This is a genomic window from Streptomyces hokutonensis, from assembly GCF_000376565.1.
Lineage (GTDB): Bacteria > Actinomycetota > Actinomycetes > Streptomycetales > Streptomycetaceae > Streptomyces > Streptomyces hokutonensis.
Window position 1 is genome coordinate 41,605 of record NZ_BARG01000068.1, and the last position, 17,267, is coordinate 58,871.

13 protein-coding genes are annotated in these 17,267 nt (G+C 71.7%); 3 read left to right on the forward strand and 10 right to left on the reverse strand.

All coding sequences use genetic code 11. From position 1 onward, the window contains the following. Nucleotides 1-38: 38 nt before the first annotated feature. From SSP08S_RS38770 to SSP08S_RS38800, 7 genes are all read right to left on the reverse strand, one after another. Nucleotides 39-365 carry a putative quinol monooxygenase gene (locus SSP08S_RS38770; protein WP_019073035.1) on the reverse strand — a complete coding sequence of 109 codons (327 nt, stop codon included), beginning with the start codon at nucleotides 363-365 and terminating at the stop codon, nucleotides 39-41. A 673-nt stretch (nucleotides 366-1,038) separates the two neighbouring features. Further along, nucleotides 1,039-3,096, reverse strand: coding sequence for an elongation factor G (fusA, locus tag SSP08S_RS38775; RefSeq protein ID WP_019073036.1), 2,058 nt, complete (start codon nucleotides 3,094-3,096; stop codon nucleotides 1,039-1,041). Between the two features lie 259 nt (nucleotides 3,097-3,355). Beyond that, entirely contained in the window at nucleotides 3,356-4,489 is a 1,134-nt protein-coding gene (locus tag SSP08S_RS38780; protein WP_019073037.1) for a lactonase family protein, read from the reverse strand. Nucleotides 4,490-4,642: 153 nt separating this feature from the next. Further along, on the reverse strand, nucleotides 4,643-5,335 hold the full coding sequence (locus tag SSP08S_RS38785) for a response regulator (RefSeq protein WP_019073038.1): 693 nt from the start codon (nucleotides 5,333-5,335) through the stop codon (nucleotides 4,643-4,645). Then, nucleotides 5,332-6,648, reverse strand: coding sequence for a sensor histidine kinase (locus SSP08S_RS38790; protein ID WP_019073039.1), 1,317 nt, complete (start codon nucleotides 6,646-6,648; stop codon nucleotides 5,332-5,334). The genes SSP08S_RS38785 and SSP08S_RS38790 overlap by 4 nt, the downstream gene beginning before the upstream one ends. A 102-nt stretch (nucleotides 6,649-6,750) precedes the next feature. Further along, nucleotides 6,751-7,596 (reverse strand): ABC transporter permease, encoded by an 846-nt coding sequence (locus tag SSP08S_RS38795; RefSeq protein ID WP_019073040.1) that lies wholly within the window; start codon nucleotides 7,594-7,596, stop codon nucleotides 6,751-6,753. Beyond that, nucleotides 7,593-8,528, reverse strand: coding sequence for an ABC transporter ATP-binding protein (locus tag SSP08S_RS38800; protein ID WP_026179211.1), 936 nt, complete (start codon nucleotides 8,526-8,528; stop codon nucleotides 7,593-7,595). The genes SSP08S_RS38795 and SSP08S_RS38800 overlap by 4 nt, the downstream gene beginning before the upstream one ends. Nucleotides 8,529-8,828: 300 nt before the next feature. Here SSP08S_RS38800 and SSP08S_RS38805 point away from each other — a divergent pair, with 300 nt between their 5' ends. Then, nucleotides 8,829-9,941: a glycoside hydrolase family 53 protein gene (locus SSP08S_RS38805; RefSeq protein ID WP_245608038.1), complete on the forward strand. Its 1,113-nt coding sequence runs from the start codon at nucleotides 8,829-8,831 to the stop codon at nucleotides 9,939-9,941. A 65-nt stretch (nucleotides 9,942-10,006) separates the two neighbouring features. Here the strand turns inward: SSP08S_RS38805 and SSP08S_RS38810 are convergent, their stop codons facing one another. Further along, the gene (locus SSP08S_RS38810) at nucleotides 10,007-11,020 is read right to left on the reverse strand and encodes a glycoside hydrolase family 26 protein (protein ID WP_019073043.1); all 1,014 of its coding nucleotides are present in this window, start codon (nucleotides 11,018-11,020) and stop codon (nucleotides 10,007-10,009) included. A gap of 295 nt (nucleotides 11,021-11,315) precedes the next feature. Between SSP08S_RS38810 and SSP08S_RS38815 the strand changes: the two genes are divergently transcribed. Continuing rightward, nucleotides 11,316-12,293 (forward strand): phosphotriesterase family protein, encoded by a 978-nt coding sequence (locus SSP08S_RS38815; protein ID WP_019073044.1) that lies wholly within the window; start codon nucleotides 11,316-11,318, stop codon nucleotides 12,291-12,293. On the opposite strand, the gene SSP08S_RS38820 is transcribed toward SSP08S_RS38815, so the two are convergent. Beyond that, nucleotides 12,290-13,258, reverse strand: a complete 969-nt coding sequence (locus SSP08S_RS38820) for an AraC family transcriptional regulator (RefSeq protein WP_019073045.1) — start codon at nucleotides 13,256-13,258, stop codon at nucleotides 12,290-12,292. The genes SSP08S_RS38815 and SSP08S_RS38820 overlap by 4 nt on opposite strands. Nucleotides 13,259-13,440: 182 nt before the next feature. Here SSP08S_RS38820 and SSP08S_RS38825 point away from each other — a divergent pair, with 182 nt between their 5' ends. Further along, a complete protein-coding gene (locus tag SSP08S_RS38825; protein ID WP_026179212.1) occupies nucleotides 13,441-16,224 on the forward strand; it encodes an AAA family ATPase in 2,784 nt (927 codons plus the stop codon). A gap of 10 nt (nucleotides 16,225-16,234) precedes the next feature. Here SSP08S_RS38825 and SSP08S_RS38830 read toward each other — a convergent pair whose 3' ends face one another. Then, nucleotides 16,235-17,107, reverse strand: a complete 873-nt coding sequence (locus SSP08S_RS38830) for a GNAT family N-acetyltransferase (RefSeq protein WP_019073047.1) — start codon at nucleotides 17,105-17,107, stop codon at nucleotides 16,235-16,237. Between the last annotated feature and the right edge of the window lie 160 nt (nucleotides 17,108-17,267).

Sequence of the window (17,267 nt, forward strand, 5' to 3'; positions counted from 1 at the left end):
AAGCTCCCCCTTCCGGCCCGCACCCGCCACCGTCACCGTCACCGCCGTGGCGTGATCTCCGCCATCGGTGACCAACCGCCGCCCTCCACCTCTACGTTGATGATGTCGGGCGTCGCGGCGACGACGTCCGGCATCCACGCGATGGCGGCCTCGAAGTGCTCGGAGCCGACGTGGGCGGCGCCGGCCTCCGGGGAGGCGAACGCCTCCAGCAGCACGAAGCGGTTCGGATCGACCGCGTCGACCGACCACTCGAAGAACAGGTTGCCGGGCTCGGCCCGGGTCGCGGCGGTGAACTCGGCGACCCGGTCCAGCCATTCGTCCCGGTACTCGGGACGGACGGGGAACCGTACGGCGATGAAGATCATGCGGTACTCCTGGGTTGTCGGGCCGGCACGCGGAACCGTACCGACCCGAGCGTGCCTCCCACGGGCCGGTGGCGGGAGGTGCCCCACCGTGGACACCTCCCCTACGGGGGCGGGCACCGGGCGGTTCACCACCGCACCCGGCGCCGGCGCACACCCTGTCGGGCCGGGGTCCGAGGAACGTCCCTCGGGCCCCGGCCCGTCTCAGGCAGCTGCCGCTGCCGCGCAACCGCCGTGCGGGGGCTGCGAGTTCGACCTGCGGACAGGTGTCGTCCGAGCCCACATCCCCGAGACCTGCGACGCACCGCTTCCCGCGTCGGGGCGTGGCCGACCCACAGCCGAACGCACAACCGCCCTGTGGGGGCGGCGAGTTCACCCCAGGCCCGCCTTCCCCGGACCGACGACACACCGCTCCCCCACCCGGACACACCCGACCCACAACGGAACGCCCAACCGCTCTGCGTGGGCAGCAAGTTCACCCCAGGCCCGCCTTTCCGGGACCTGGGAACGGGAAGCGGGAGGCGCCCCGGACCGAGACACCTCCCGCCCGAGCACCGCTATCGGGCCATTGCCCTGCACCGCGCCGGCACGCACTCCGTCACCCGCGCGGGGAACGGTCCCCGAGACCGGCGGCGGAAGACGTCCCCGCGTGGAGACGCCTCCCGCCCATTCGTCGCTACCGGGCCACCGCCACCCCGCCCGGCGCCGGGGCGTACCCCGTCGGACGGGCCGTGAACGTGCCGCGGCCCTGGGTTCGGCTGCGCAACCTCGTCGCGTAGCCGAAGAGTTCGGCCAGGGGCACGGTCGCCGTGACGAGTGCGGAGCCCGAGCGGGTCGTCGAGGCGGTGATCCGGCCGCGGCGGGCGGACAGGTCGCCGAGGACCGTTCCAACCGCGTCCTCGGGCACGGTGACCGTGACCTCGGCGACCGGTTCGAGGAGGACCGTCTCGCAGGCGCGCAGGGCTTCACGCAGGCCGAGGCGGCCGGCCGTGCGGAACGCCTGTTCCGAGGAGTCCTTCACATGGGTCACCCCGTCGGTCAGCGTGACGCGCAGCCCGGTCACCGGGAACCCGCCGACCGGCCCGTCGGTGAGGGCGTCGCGGCAGCCGGCCTCGACCGAGCGGACGTACTCCTGCGGCACCCGCCCACCGACGACCGCCGAGCGGAACGCGAAATCGCACCCTTGGAACGGCTCGACGTCCAGCACCACGTGCGCGAACTGGCCCGCGCCGCCGTCCTGTTTGACATGCCGGAACACGAACCCGGACACCCCGCGCACCACCGTCTCCCGGTAGGCCACCCTCGGGCGGCCGACGTCGACCTCGACCCCGGTGGCCAGGCGGATCTTCTCCACCGCGACCTCCAGGTGCAGTTCGCCCATGCCGGACAGGACCGTCTGGCCGGTCTCGGCGTCGGTGCGCACGACCAGCGAGGGGTCCTCCTCGGCGAGCCGGGCGAGGGCCGACGTCAGCCGGTCGGTGTCGGTGCTGCGGCGTGCCTCGACCGCCACCGAGACCACCGGGTCGGCGACCGCGGGCGGTTCGAGGACGAGCGGGGCGTCGGGTGCGCACAGGGTCGAGCCGGCGCGGACGGACTTGAGTCCGGCCACGGCGACGATGTCCCCGGCGACCGCCCGCTCCAGGCGTTCGTGCCGGTCGGCCTGCACCCGCAGGATGCGCCCGATCCGCTCGGTGCGCCGCGCGCCCGGGTCCCACACGGTGTCTCCTCTCTCGATCGCGCCCGAATAGATCCGCAGGTACGTCAGCCGTCCGGTTCCCGCCGCACTCACCTTGAACGCCAGCGCGGACAACGGCACTTGGGGATCGGCCGCCCGCTCCTGTTCGCCGCCGTCGTACGTTCCCCGTACCGGGGGCACGTCCGACGGCGAGGGCAGATACGCCACCACCGCGTCCAGCAGCGGTTCGATGCCCCGGTTGCGGTAGGCCGAGCCGCACAGCACGACCACACCGTCGCCGGTGCGGGTCAGGTCGCGCAGTGCCGCGCCCAACGTCCCTGCGGACAGGGTGGATTCGGCGCAGAACTCCTCCAGCGCGCCCGGATGCAGTTCCGCCACCGCCTCCTCCAGCAGCCGCCGACGCCTTCGCGCCTCCTCCAACAGGCCCTCCGGCACCGGGACTTCGGCCACCGGGCCGTCCGTGTCCGGCCACACCAGCGCCCGTAGGCGCAGCAGGTCGACGACTCCGGTGAAGCCGTCCTCCGCGCCGATCGGCAACTGCACCACCAGCGGCGCCGGATGGAGCCGTTCCCGGATGGACGCGACGGCCGTGTCGAGGTCGGCGCCCGCGCGGTCCAGCTTGTTGACGAAGGCGATGCGCGGCACGCCGTACCGGTCGGCCTGGCGCCACACCGACTCGCTCTGCGGCTCCACGCCCGCGACGGCGTCGAACACGGCGATCGCGCCGTCGAGGACACGCAGCGAGCGCTCCACCTCGTCGGCGAAGTCGACGTGCCCCGGCGTGTCGATGAGGTTGACGCGGTGCCCGTCCCAGGCGCAGCTGACGGCCGCGGCGAAGATGGTGATGCCGCGGTCGCGTTCCTGGGGGTCGAAGTCGGTGACGGTGGTGCCGTCGTGGACCTCACCGCGCTTGTGCGTGGAGCCGGTGAGGTAGAGGAACCGCTCGGTGACAGTGGTCTTGCCGGCGTCGACGTGGGCGAGGATGCCCAGGTTGCGGACGGCGGTGAGCGGGTTGGTGACAGGGCGTTCGGTGCGCACGGCCCGTGGCCTTTCGAGAGTGTTTCCGTGCAGGGCGGCGCGATTCCCGTACGAGAAGAGGGAGTTGACGTGGAGTCGGATACTCAGCTGCTCGTCACGGGTGTCCGGTACCGGCCGCGCGGCGGGTACCGGAGGGACGAGGACAGGAGCAGAACGGCGGTGCGGTCACACACGGCGGGCTCCCCTCACTCGTCAACGGTTGTGGCGAGTGTAGGGAAGCCCGGGGTGGTGGGGCACGGGATTTATCGGGGGCGGGCGGTCAGGCCAGGACGGCGATGGAGTCGGGGTTGGGCAGGGGCAGGGAGTTCCCGGTGCCGGTCAGCAGCCCTGAGCGGGGGTCGACGGCGAAGACGTCGAGGGTGCTGCTCGCTTCGTTGGCGACCAGCAGCCAGCGCCCGCTCGGGTGCACGGTGAAACTCCAGGGCTTCAGTCCCCCGCCGGGGATGCGCTGGAGGAGGGAGAGCAGTCCGGTGTGCCGCTCGATCCCGTACACGACGAGGGTGTTCTCGCCGCGACTCGAGACGTAGACGAAACGGCCGTCGCGGCTGATGGCGAGTTCGGCGCCGCTCTTGGTGCCGGTGAAGTCGGGCGAGTCGACCGCGCGGCTCCGACGGTGCGTCAGCTCGCCGGATCTGCCGTCCCAGTCGAGGAGTTGGAGTTCGGCGGTGAGTTCGGTCAGCAGGTACGCCTTGCGCCCGTCGGGATGGAAGACGAGCCGTCTGGGACCCGCTCCGGCGTCGGTGGCGTAGGCGCCGGGACCGGTCCCGGCCGCGGACAGCGCACCCGTCGTACCGTCGAAGCCGTAGACGAAGACGCGGTCCGCGCCGAAGTCGGGGACCAGGGCGTGGCGGCGGCCGGGTGCGACGACGACCTGGTGCGGGTGCGGGCCCAGCTGGCGCGGGCTGGGCCCCGATCCGATGTCCACGACGACCGACACGGGTGCGCCGAGTGTGCCGTCCCGTTGGATCGGGAGTGAAGTGGCCAGGCCCGCCTCGAAGTTGGCGACGAGGAGGGTCTCCGAGGACCGGTCCACGCGGAGGTAGGACAGGCCGCCTCCTGCCGTGGTCCCGCCGTCCGTGCTCACCTGGCCGAGCTGGGTCAGCGCGCCGGTCGTGCGGTCGACGGCGAGGGCGGTGACGATTCCGCCGTTCAGCTGGCTGCCGACGTAGAGCAGCGGGCGGTCCGGATGGGCCGTCACCCAGCCCGAACTGACCTGCGCCACAGGCCCGTTGGACGTCAGGACTCCTTGGACGGGGTCGAACACGACCCCGTGGACCTGGCCGCCGTTCCAGCTGCCGACGTACAGCAGGTCGGGTCTCGCCTGTGTTGTGGCTTCGGCGCTCGGTGCTCCGGCGGTCAGCGGCAGGGTCGCCGCGGTCGCCGTCGCCGTCATGGCGCCCAATAACGTTCTGCGGGACACAGCCCCTTTGATCTCGACCATGGGAAGCAACAGTTGTCGCGATGCCCGGCAGCGTCCACAGCGCGTACGAAGCTGTGCGTGCGGGCCGCGCAAGCTGAGCTTTCGCGACCCGCACGCTCAACTCGCCTACTGGTCGGGGGCGTTGGGGCGGGCGAGGCCGAGGTCGTAGGCCAGGATCACGGCCTGGATGCGGTCGCGGGCGCCGACCTTCGCCAGGACACGGCCGACATGCGTCTTCACCGTGGACTCGGAGACGAAGAGGCGCTCGGCGATCTCGCCGTTGGTCCAGCCCTGGCCGATGGCGAGCAGGATCTCGCGCTCGCGTTCGGTGAGGGAGCGGATGCGGGGGTCGTCCGTCGCCGGACCCGCCGTAGGACCTTCGGGTGAGTGTTTCGGCAGGTGCTGGGCGTAGGCGTCGAGCAGGCGGCGGGTGAGGGCGGGGGCGATGACGGCGTCGCCGGAGGCCACCGCGCGGATTCCGGCGAGGAGTTCCTCGGGGTGGGCGTCCTTGAGGAGGAAGCCGCTGGCTCCCGCGCGCAGCGCCTCGTGGGCGTACTCGTCGAGGTCGAAGGTGGTGAGAATCAGGACGCGGGAACGGTCGCCGGCCGCGACGACCCGGCGGGTGGCCTCGATGCCGTCCATGCCGGGCATCCGTACGTCCATCAGGATGACGTCGGGGCGCAGTTCGGCGGCCATCCGCACCGCCTCGCCGCCGTGCCCGGCCTCGCCGACCACCTCGGTGTCGGGGTTGGCCTCCAACAGCATGCGGAATCCCAGGCGTTGGAGGGGCTGGTCGTCCACGATGAGCACGGTCGTCATGCCGCTCCCCCGATCGCGTCGAGCGGGGTGAGGTCGAGGGCGGCCCGTACCGTCCAGCCGCCGCCGGGCGCGGGGCCGGCGGTGACGGTGCCGTGGTAGAGGGCGGCGCGTTCTCTCATGCCGGCGAGTCCGTGTCCTTCGTCGTGGCTCGGTGCGGGTCCGGTGCCGGCCGTGCTGGGGCCGGTGTCGTGGCACTCGATGTGCACGCGGGTGTCCTCGACGTTCACCGTCAGCTCGACGCGGGTGTCGTGGCCGGCGTGCTTGAGGGCGTTGGTGAGGGCCTCCTGCACGATGCGGTACACGGTGAGTTGAACCCCCCGGTCCAGGGCGGCCGGGTCGCCGCCGGTGCGGTACACGACCTGCGGGCCGGCCGCGCGGATCCGGGCGCACAGCGCGTCGAGGTCGGCGACGCCCGGCTGCGGGCTGAGTTCGGGGCCGTCCGGGGTGGGGCTCTGCACGCGCAACACGCCCAGCATGCGCCGGAGTTCACCGAGCGCCTGGCGGCCGGTGTCGCCGATGAGGAGCAGCGCCTGCTTTCCGCGTTCGGGCGCGAGGTCGGTGGCGTAGGCGCCGCCGTCGGCGAGGGTGATGATGACGGAGAGGTTGTGGCCGATGATGTCGTGCATCTCCCGAGCCACGCGGGTGCGTTCGGCGGCGGCGGCGAGCTTGGAGCGCTGGTCGCGCTCCACCTCCAGGCGGGCGGCGCGGTCGCGCAGCACGGCGAGCTGGGCGCGCCGGATGCGGACCACGAAGCCGAGCGCGACGGCCGCGGTGATCGTGCTGAACAGCACGAACAGGGCGTCCAGGACCGGGACTTCGGACGGCAGCCGCAGCGCGAACAGTCCCAGGGCGGCGAGAGTGACCGCGCAGGCGGCGGGCAGCCGCCGCAACTGCCCGTGCAGGACCAGGCTGTAGAGGGAGATCAGCAGGGCGACGTCCGCGCGCAGCCAGACCCCCAGCCCGGCCTGGACGAAGAACACGGCGGCGATCAGCGCGAAGGCCAGGGTCGGCCGGCGGCGGCGCCACAGCAGCGGCAGCACCAGGCCGAGCTGGAGGGCGATGGTCGCCGGCCAGGGCAGGTGGATGAAGCTGTTGTCGAAGCCGCGCCGTCGGCCGTCGTCGCCGTCCAGCATGTCCGGCAGGCAGAACATCAGCACGACCAGGACGATCAGAGCCGTGTCCAGCACCCAGGGGTGCCGCCGGTCGCCCTGCTTGATCCGGCGGCCGAACCGGGACAGCCCGCCGGCCACGGGGTGGCTCCACGGGAGGTCCGTCTCCGCGAACAGCACGTGGGCGGGGTCGTCGGGGCTCATCGGTGTCACTGGTCCGCGTTCATGGGGGTCACCTGTCCATTGTGGGGCCGCACGCCGATGCGGCATCCGACCATTGAGCAGGCCGGATGCCGCGTCGCGGGCTCAGGCGTCGGTCTTCACCAGCCGGTAGGCGGCCCCGCCCAGCGCGAGCGCCGTCCAGGCGAGGAAGACGAGGAGTCCTGCGCCGGGCGAGAGGGTCGTCGAGTCGTGGGTCAGCGCGAACATCGCCTGGCCCGCGTTGCTCGGCAGATACGGGCTGATGTTGTCCTGCCAGGAGCTGGGCAGCAGCTCGATCAGCCCGGGCACCAGCATCAGCGAGGCGACCAGCACCGAGATACCGCCGGCCACCGAGCGGAGCCACGCGCCCAGCGCGGTGCCGATCACGCCGACCAGGCCGAGGTAGAGACCGGCGCCGAGCAGGCTGCGGGCGACTCCGGCGTGCGAGAACGAGAGGGCCGCGGGGGTGCCGGAGACGATGCCGCTGACGATCGGGAACGCGACGAACACCCCGACGAGGGAGACACCGAGCGCGACCACGCCGAACACGGCGGCCTTGGACCACAGCACCGGCAGGCGGCGCGGTACGGCGGCCAGCGTGGAGCGGATCATGCCGGTCGAGTACTCGCCGGCGGTGACCAGCACGCCCAGCACGCCGAGCGCGAGCTGCGCGAAGTTCGTGCCGAAGAGGGAGATGTCGAGCGCGGTGGAGTTGGCGTCGTCGGGCCTCAAGTGCCCGCCGTCGTAGGAGGACTTGTAGTGCGCGGCGGCGATCAGGCCGAACGCGATCAGGAACAGCAGGCCCAGGCCCAGGGTGATCCAGGTGGAGCGCAGGGACCACAGCTTGGCCCACTCGGAGCGCAGCACCCGGCGCCCGGTGACCTTGTACGGCGGACGGGCCGGCCGTACGGCTGCGGGTGCGGCGCTGTCGATCTCGGTGACGGTGCTCACGCGGCCCTCCCGGGGGTCTCGACGGTGGTGGTGCCGTGGTACTCGACGGCGTCCCGGGTCAGGTCCATGAACGCCTGCTCCAGGGAGACGGTCCGCGCGCTGAGTTCGAACAGCGGGATGCCGTGCTCGGCGGCCCTGATGCCGATGGCGCGCGCGGTCAGCCCAGTGACGTGCAGTTCCTCGGAACCGACCTCGCCGGTGATCTCCACGCCGGGACCGGCGAGGACCTCGCGCAGCCGGGCGGGCTGTTCGGAGGCCACGGTGACGGTGTCGCCGCCGGCCGTACGGACCAGGTCGCGCACGGTGGTGTCGGCCAGCAGCCGGCCCCGTCCGACGATGATCAGGTGGTCGGCGACCAGCGCCATCTCGCTCATCAGGTGCGAGGAGACGAAGACGGTACGGCCGTCCGCGGCGAGTCCGGTCAGCAGGTTGCGGATCCACAACACGCCTTCTGGATCAAGGCCGTTGACCGGTTCGTCGAGCATCACGGTCGCCGGGTCGCCGAGCAACGCGGCGGCGATGCCGAGGCGCTGCCCCATGCCGAGGGAGAAGGCCCCGGCCCGCTTCTTCGCCACCGACTGGAGCCCGGTCAGTTCGATGACCTCGTCGACGCGGCGGCGCGGGATGCCGTGCGTGTAGGCCTGCGCCATCAGGTGGTCGAACGCGGAGCGGCCGGGGTGGATCGACTTGGCCTCAAGGAGCGCGCCGACCTCTTGGAGCGGTGCAACGTGCTCGGCGTAGGGCCTGCCGTTGACCGTGACGGTGCCGCTGGTGGGCGCGTCCAGGCCGACGATCATGCGCATCGTGGTGGACTTCCCGGCACCGTTCGGGCCCAGGAAGCCGGTGACCGTGCCCGGCTTGACGACGAAGTCGAGCCGGTCCACCGCCGTCTTCTCCCCGTACCGCTTCGTCAGCTGTTGCGCCTCGATCATCGCCATCCCTCACGCTCACGTGCCACTGCCCCGACTGGACACCGGCAACGCTAGGAGAGCGGGGGCCCGAAACCCGTCGTACCGAGGGGCCGTTGCGGAGGCGGGCGTAGTACCGCGGTACGACTGTGTGCGGCGTGTTGTGTACGTTCCCATTCTCTTTGGGCGGGCTACACGTCCACCAACTGCGGGAAATACAGTCGTCACACATATTTACAGTGCCTGTTACCTCTCTTACTGTGAACGTTCTCAGAACCCAACCCGCATGCGCATGTCAGTCGACCCAAGGAGGTCGGGTACCCCGTGAAAATCCCGGGCCGCATAGTGAAGGCCGCCTTGCTGCTGGCCGCAGTCGCCCTGCCGGCGGCGATGCTCACCCCCACCGACGCCGCCGCCGCGAACTCGCTCACGATGCTCGGCGCCGACGTCTCGTCCGCACAGCGTGCGATCGACCTCGGCGCCAAGTACTACGACTCCAGCGGGACCGCCAAGGACCCCCTCGACATCCTCAAGGGCGCCGGCGTCAACTACGTCCGCCTGCGGATCTGGAACAACCCCGCCAGCGGCTACAACAACAAGGCGAAGGTGCTGGCCTACGCGAAGCAGGTCAAGGCCAAGGGCCTCAAGCTGCTGATCGACTTCCACTACTCCGACACCTGGGCCGACCCCGGCAAGCAGTACAAGCCCGCGGCCTGGTCGAGTCACGGCATCAGTGCGCTCCAGACCGACGTCTACAACTACACCTACGACGTCTGCAACAGCCTCAAGTCCCAGGGCACCACCCCGGACAGCGTGCAGATCGGCAACGAGATCAACGTCGGCATGCTGTGGGACGACGGCAAGGTCGTCAACAACAGCTTCACCAACCTCGGTCTGCTGCTGAAGTCGGGCTACAACGCGACCAAGGCGTGCAACAGCTCCACCCAGGTGATCATCCACACCGCCGACGCGGACAGCGACTCCAACGCCCGCTGGTTCTACGACGGCATCAAGGCGCAGGGCGTCAACTGGGACATCACCGGGCTGAGTTACTACTGCATGTGGCACGGCACGCTGGCCAACATGGGCAGCGTCGTCTCCGACATGAAGTCCCGCTACGGCAAGGACGTCATCATCGCGGAGACGGCCTATCCGTTCACCACGTCCGACGCGGACAGTACGGCGAACTCGGTCACCTCGGGCTGCTTGGGCTATCCGCTCACCTGGGCGGGGCAGGGCGCGGAGTTCACCGCCGTGCAGAACACGGCGCGCAGCGCGGGCGCGATCGGTGTCTTCTACTGGGAGCCGACCTGGTACGCGGTCACGGGCAACGGCTGGGACCCGGCCAACATCGCCACCAGCGGGGACGGTTGGGACAACATGGCGATCTTCAACTGGACCGGGCAAGTGAATCCGAACGTGAAGTGGACGCCCTAGCAAGGTAGTTCAACGGTCCCCGAACGGCACCGCCTCCTTGTACGGGGCGGTGCCGTTCACGGCGTTCAGGGCTGATGATCCGTCAGCGCACGGTATACGGCCGCCGACTTGGGGTTGGCGCGGCAGCGCCACACTCCGTGCGGGCAGTAGTCGCTGATGGTCTGATAGAGCGGGTGCTGTCCCGCCATCCAGGTGAGCATGCCGCGCACGTAGGCGGGGTTGTCGCCGTTGTCGAACAGACCCCACTCCGGGTAGGCGACGGGCTTGTGGTGGGCGCGGGCGAAGTCGGCCTGCGTCAACAGGCCGTACGGCTCCGTCAGTTGGCCGGTGAAGGACAGGCCCCGGGGGGCGTCGTAGGCGTCCATGCCGATGACGTCGACGTAGGCGTCGCCGGGGTAGCAGTCGGTCCAGGGGATCGCGTCGTGGCCGCGGTTCGGGGTGAAGTCGAAGCGGAAGCGCTGGCCGGGGACGGAGCGCATCGCGGTGACGATGCGGGTCCAGTACCGCTTCCAGGACGTGGGGTCGGGCGCGCAGCGGTGGGTGTAGGTGGTGCCGTTCATCTCCCAGCCGAGGACGATCTCGGTGTCGGGGGCGCCGAGTTGGACCAGACGGTCGGCGAGCGCGTGGAAGTGGTCGTCGTAGCGGCCGCTTGCCCCCTCCCCCAGTTCGGTGCGGACCACGTCGTCGGGCAGGTGGTCCTCGTTGCGGTCCAGCATCGGGACGTTGAGGACCAGCAGACGGTCCTGGCGGGCGCGGCGCCACTGGGCCCACTGGTCCAGGTCTCCGGTGGCGCCCTCGATGCCGGTCCAGGTGTCGCCGGGCAGATACGCGTGGCCGACCCGGGGTTCGGGCCGGCCGAGCCAGGCGCCGAACTCCGCGACCCGGCGGACGGCTTCGGGGCCGTAGCCGACGTAGGCGCCGTAGGCCGTCGGCGGGCCGGACGCCTGTGCGGGGGCCGATCGTGCGGGCCGGGGCGGGGGCTCGCCGCCGGGTACGCAGGCCGGTCCGGCCAGCAGGACGAGTGCGAGGGCGGCGGTGAACAGGGCCGGCAGGCTGCGGCGCGTCCCGTGCGGGGCCACTGGACGCCTCTCCTTCTTCCCGGGTGCGTGGGCGGCGGATCGCTCCGACGCCCGAGCAACGTACCAGCGCGGGGCAGAAGACGACGTAGCACGCTATTCACGACATGACCGGCGCGCCCCCGGAGTGGACCGGTACAACGCGACTTCACGCCCACGCGAAAGGACTGCGCGCCGGGGCGAAAGACCATGTCGGCGGGTGCTTGGCAGAGTCGGGTCCAAGCATGCGGAACCGGTGCGGAACGTGGTGGCGAGCGGTCACCGGCACCGGTGTCCGGACCGGCGACAAAGGATGAGCATGACCTCGAACCCCCAGGTGCAGACCGTCCGCGGCCCCGTGGCGGTGGGCGACCTCGGCACCGTCCTGATGCACGAGCACGTCTTCGTCGTCAGTGAGGAGCTCCGGCAGAGCCTCCCGGAGACCTGGGACGAGCAGGAGCGCGTCGACGACGCGGTGGCCCGGCTGAAGGCCCTCGCCGCGGCCGGCGTCTCCACGCTCGTCGACTGCACGGTGATCGGACTCGGCCGCGATGTGGCGCGCGTGGCCCGGGTGAACGAGCAGGTCGACCTCAACATCGTTGCGGCGACCGGCATCTACACGCTGGCCGACATCCCCGACTTCTTCCGCTACCACGGCCCGGGCACGGTGCTCGGCGGCCCCGAGGGCATGACCGAGCTGTTCGTCCGGGAACTCACCGAGGGCATCGCGGACACCGGCATCAGGGCCGCGTTCCTCAAGTGCGCCGTCGAGAACGAGCTCACGCCGGGCGTGGAACGGGTCATGCGCGCGGTGGCACAGGCCCATCTGCGGACCGGAGCTCCGATCACGGTGCACACAAGTGCCGTCGCCCGTACGGGACTTGACGCGCAGCGGGTGTTGCGCGAGGAGGGCGTGGATCTCGGCGCGGTCGTCATCGGGCACAGCGGCGACACCGCCGACCTGGACTATCTGCGCGAACTCGTGGACAACGGCTCGTACCTGGGGCTGGACCGGTTCGGCCTGGACATCCTGCTGCCCGAGGACGAGCGGGTGACGACCGTAGCGGCGCTCGCGCGGGAGGGCCTGGCCGAGCGGATGGTGCTGTCGCACGACGCGTCCTGCCACGTCGACTGGTTCCCGCCGGGCGTACGGGAGCAGATCGCGCCGAACTGGCACCACACCCATCTCCACGACCAGGTGCTTCCCGCCCTGCGCGCCGCCGGCGTCACCGAGGCCCAGCTCACCACCATGCTGGTCGACAACCCGCGCCGGTACTTCACTCCGGCCGACGCCTAGGGGTGGCCTGCGCCCGCGTCTTGGGCGGTCAACTCCTGGGCGCCGCGCCTGACTTCGCGCGGGGTGGTGCCGAACTCGGCGCGGAACGCGGTGGCGAAGGACGCGTGGCTGCCGAAGCCGCTGGCGTGGGCGATCTCGGCGATCGAGTACGTGCTCCAACTCCCGCTCGCCAGGCGGCCGCGGGCGACGTTCAGCCGTTCGCGGCGGATCAGGTCGCGCGCGGTCGTGCCCGCGGCCTGCAGCACCTGCTGGACGTAGCGCGCCGACCAGCCGAGCGCCCGCGCGATTGCGGCGACGTCCAGGTCGCGGTCGCAGGCGTGCTCGCGGACATGGCGCCGGATCGCGGCCTCGACGCTCGCCCGCTGTCCGGTGGGCGCCGAGTCGGTGCCGCCCTCGGCGGCCAGGCACACCAGGTCGAGGAGCCGGTCGCAGGCGAGGTCGAAACTCGTCTCGGAGAGGTGCTCGCGCTCCTCGTGCAGGGTGGTGGTCAACTCCCGGACGATCCGGCCGAGTCCGCGGGCACCGTCGAGCAGATGGGGTCCTCCGGCCGCGACCGCGCTGCGGGCGGAGAGGTGCCGGCCGGACACGATCAGGGAGATGCTGCGCAGGCCCGCGTCGTGTGCGAACGTCAGCGGCCGGTCGATGTCGCACAGCGCCATGGCACCGGGCCCGATCTCACCGGACGCGGCGCCCTGCTCCAGCCAGGCCGATCCGGCGAGCGGGACGAGGAGTTCGTGGGTGCCGCGGGGGTCGGTGCGGATGTGCCGGTTGTCCCGGTCCACCACTTCCTCCCCGCCGGAGCACAGGGCGAGACTGTAGGTCTTCGACCGCTGCCACTCCAGGTGCCCGGTCCACGGGGCGCGGCGGTCCGGCACTCGGATGCGGCTCGCGCCGTGCAGACCGGTGAAGACCTCGTCCCAGGCGCTCGCGGAGGAGACGGTCAGAGCTTGGCTCCAGGAAGACACACCTCATCCTATCCAGTCCTATCCGGCCAAAAAATGACGATGCCCGTGACGGAGAAGCGCACCGAGCTCCCACCTTTGTGATCCAGTTCACCCCTTTTGGATCGAACTTTTGGACCGGTCCCCCATCTTGTCCGTGTCACGCCCCGTGTTCCTGTTTCCGCCCTACCTCTACGGGAGGCGTCATGGCATCGGCATTCCCCGCACCTGTGGTCCTCGTCGGACGATCGGCCGAACTGGCTCTGATCGACCGACACTTCGACTCCGCCGGGGCGGGCGGTGCCGCGCTGATGCTGACCGGGGAGGCCGGAGTGGGCAAGAGCGCGCTGCTGGACGCCGCGGCGCCCCGCGCGGCCGACGCCGGATTCCGGGTGCTGCGGGTGGCCGGCTGCCCGTTCCAGCAGGGGGTCGGCTTCTCGGCCCTGAACCAACTGCTGCAACCCCTCGCGGACGCGATTCCCACGCTGCCCGCCCGGCAGGCCGAGACCCTCCGGGCGGTCCGCGGACTGTCCGAGGAACAGCCCACCGAACTCCTCGCCATCGCGAACGCCGTGCACGCCCTCGTGGCACACGTCGCCACCGAGGCCGCTCCGCTCGCGCTGATCGTCGACGACGCGGCCTGGGTGGACCGGTCCAGCGCCACCGTCCTGGGCACCCTCGCCCACTCCCCGCGCACCGGGCACCTCGCCGTGCTCGGCGCCTCCCGGACCGGGGACGCGTCCTTCCTCAACACCATCGGGATACCCGAGCACGAGGTCCGGCCGCTCGACGACGCCTCGGCGGACGAGCTCGTCGCCGAGCGGTTCCCCGCCATGGCGTCCCGGGTCCGCCGCCGGCTGATCGCGGAGGCCCGCGGCAACCCCCTGGCCCTGCTGGAACTGCCGGTCCCCCTCAACTCCCTGCAGCACACGGCACGTTCCACCCTGCCGGCCGTACTGCCGCTGACCGAACGCCTCAAGGGCATCTTCTCCACCCGGGTCGCCGCGCTCCCGGCCCCCACCCGGAAACTGCTGCTGCTCGCCGTGCTCGACGGCTCGGGCGACCTGCACGTCCTGCAACGGGCCCTGGGCGGCCCGGACCCGCTGGCCGAGTTGTCCCCCGCCGAGCGCGCCGGACTCGTCCAGGTCGACGCGGACACGGGCCTGCTGGGGTTCCGGCACCCGCTCACCCGCTCCGCGGTCCTGGACCTGTCCACCAGCGAGGAACGCCGGTGGGCGCACCGGGCGCTCGCCGCCGAACTCCCCGAAGGATCCGAGCAGCGGGCCCGGCATCTCGCCGACGCGGCGATCGGCCCCGACGACCGGGTCGCCGCCCTGCTGCACGACGTGGCCTACGGCACGCTGCGGCGCGGTGACGCCGTCGGCGCGATCAACACCCTGCTGCGCGCCTCGGAGTTAAGCGCCGACGGCACGGCGAAGGCACGTCGGCTGGCGGAGGCGGCCTGCCTGGGCGCCAACATCACCGGTGACCTCCGCAATGTGCGCGCGCTGCTGGACAACGCCGACCACGCCGACCCGTCCGGCACCGACTCGCTGGCCGCCGCCACCGCCGCGGCCAGTCAACTCCTCAACGGCGAGGGCGACGTGGACACCGCCCACCGGCTGCTCGTCGGCGCCATCGACACCCATGTCCGCCCCGGGGACACGGACGAGGACATCCTCCGCGAAGCCCTCAACACCCTTCTGATGGTGTGCTTCTACGGCGGCAGGCCCGAACTGTGGAGCTCTTTCGACACCGTCGTGGCCCGCCGCCACCCGCCCACCTCGGGCCGTCTGCTGCCGGTCATCCTGCGCACCTTCGGCGATCCGGCCCACGGCGCGCCGGCCGTCCTCGACCGCCTCGACGACCTCGTCGCCGGACTGCACCAACAGACCGACCCCGTACGGGTCTTCGGGATCGCGCTCGCCTCCTCCTACGTCGACCGGCTGCCGGGCTGCCGGGGCTCGCTGCGCCGGATGATCGACGACGGCCGGGACGGCGGGGCGGTGGCACTGGCCATCCAGGCACAGTTCCTGCTGGCCAACGACGCCTGGACCGGCGGCCAGTGGGACGACCTCCTGACGGTCACCGCGGAGGGCCTGCGCTGGTGCGAGACGTACGACTACCGCCTGACCGCTTCAACGGGCCACTTCCTCCAGGGAGTTGTGGCCGCCGCGCGCGGCGAAGGCGACACCGCGCGCGGGATCGCGGACCGGCTGGTGTCCTGGGGCAATCCCCGGGGGCTCGGCGCGCTGCGCGTCTACGCCTCGCACATCCGCGCCCTGTCGGCGCTCGGCGACGCGGACTTCGACACCGCCCACCGGCTGCTGCGAGCGCTCGGCACGCCGGGTGAGGTACCGCGGTTCATGCCGCACGCCCTGTGGCTGCTGGCGGACTTCACGGAGGCCGCGGTCCGCACCGACCGGTACAAGGAGGCGGCGGCGCACGTCGCGGCCGTCCGCAAGACGGACATCCCGTCGATCTCGCCCCGGCTGGCCATGCTGACGGACGCCGCCGAGGCGATGGCCGTCGCGGAATTCGTCGACCACGACCTGTTCGAGGCGGCGATCGCCGCGCCCGGTGCCGAGCGCTGGCCGTTCGACTGGGCCAGGATCTGTCTGGCCTACGGCGAGCGGCTGCGCCGCGCCAAGGCGGGCGCCGCGGCCCGGACGCATCTGGAGGCCGCGCTCTCCACGTTCGACCGGCTGGGGGCGGTTCCGTGGAGTGCGCGCGCCGCCAACGAGCTGCGGGCGAGCGGGATTCCGGTCGGTCCGGTCGTGTCCGACGGCCGGGACCCGCACGCGCTGCTGACCCCGCAGGAGCGCCGTACGGCCCGGCTGGCCGCCACGGGACTGACGAACAAGCAGATCGCCGCGCAGCTCTTCCTGTCCCCGCGCACCGTGGCCGCCCATCTCCGCAGCGTCTTCAGGAAGTTGAACGTCACCTCCCGGGGCGGCCTGCGCGACGCGCTGACCGGCCCGGTTCCGTGACGTCGTCGGCTCAGTGCCCGGCGGTGTCCGCGTCATCGGTGCCCTCGGGGGTCAAGTGCCAGCGCCAGTTGGGGCGTTCGTAGGCGACCTCGAAGCCGAGGCGGAGCATGTTGTGCAGGGAGCTGTTGTGGGTGCCGGGCTGTTCGGCGCCCGTCTCGGCGACGAGGACCCGGCAGCCGAGCTTCCGTGCCGTGCGCGCCCGGGCGGCGAGCAGGGCGGTCTGGCCGCCGCGGCCGCGAGCGTGGGGCAGTACGGCGCCGGCGAACATCTGCGCCGTCTCGCCGCGGACCAGCAGGGTGCCGGTGCCGACCAACTCCCCGTCCAGCCAGGCCCCGTAGGGATGCCAGCCCAGCCGGGTAACCGTCGAGGCGGCCATCTCGGCGTAGTGCTCGACCGGTGTGCCGAAGGCCCGCATCATCACCGTGCCCCATTCCAGGGCCTCTTCGGCGGCCAGCGGGGTGACCCGGATGCCGTCGGACCGGTCCAGTGCGTCGGCGCGGGCGACGGCCTCGTCGGTCGGGCAGACGAGCTTGACCCAGGACGGGGCGCGGACGATGCCCTCCCGCGCGCAGATCTCCGGCCAGTCCTCGGGCAGGAAGGCGGGCGCGATCTGCAGGACGGCCTGCGGGGTGCGCTCGGCGCGGTAGAAGTCGCAGATCTCCGCGACCAGTTGGGCGGTGACGGGGGCGGTGATCCCGAAGCCGAGGGCCTTGCTCCAGAAGTGGGTGCTGTCGTTGCGCATCGACAGCACCACTCCGCCGCCGATCCGGGTGGCGCTCATGCCGAGCGCGGTGCGGACGGGTTCGGGGGTCTCGGTCTGGAACCGGTAGAGGGCTTCCGCCTCGGACTGCTCGGCGACGGACGGCTGGACGACGGTCGTCAAGGTGCTGCTTCTTTCTCGGACGGTCCCCCGGAAGGGGCACGCGGGCAGCCCGCCTGTGGGGAACAGGCGGGCTGTCGGGGGGAGTTGACAGGTGGTCAGGTGACTCGGGCAGTCATGTGGGTTCAGGTGGTCAGCGGGTGCCGGAGGGAATGCCGTGCCC

Excerpts from the sequence above, each read along its gene's own strand:
- SSP08S_RS38785 (WP_019073038.1), bottom strand. The coding sequence starts at position 5,335 with ATGACGACCGTGCTCATCGTGGACGACCAGCCCCTCCAACGCCTGGGA.
- SSP08S_RS38770 (WP_019073035.1), bottom strand. The coding sequence starts at position 365 with ATGATCTTCATCGCCGTACGGTTCCCCGTCCGTCCCGAGTACCGGGAC.
- SSP08S_RS38800 (WP_026179211.1), bottom strand. The coding sequence starts at position 8,528 with ATGATCGAGGCGCAACAGCTGACGAAGCGGTACGGGGAGAAGACGGCG.
- SSP08S_RS38780 (WP_019073037.1), bottom strand. The coding sequence starts at position 4,489 with ATGACGGCGACGGCGACCGCGGCGACCCTGCCGCTGACCGCCGGAGCA.
- SSP08S_RS38815 (WP_019073044.1), top strand. The coding sequence starts at position 11,316 with ATGACCTCGAACCCCCAGGTGCAGACCGTCCGCGGCCCCGTGGCGGTG.
- SSP08S_RS38790 (WP_019073039.1), bottom strand. The coding sequence starts at position 6,648 with ATGAGCCCCGACGACCCCGCCCACGTGCTGTTCGCGGAGACGGACCTC.
- SSP08S_RS38825 (WP_026179212.1), top strand. The coding sequence starts at position 13,441 with ATGGCATCGGCATTCCCCGCACCTGTGGTCCTCGTCGGACGATCGGCC.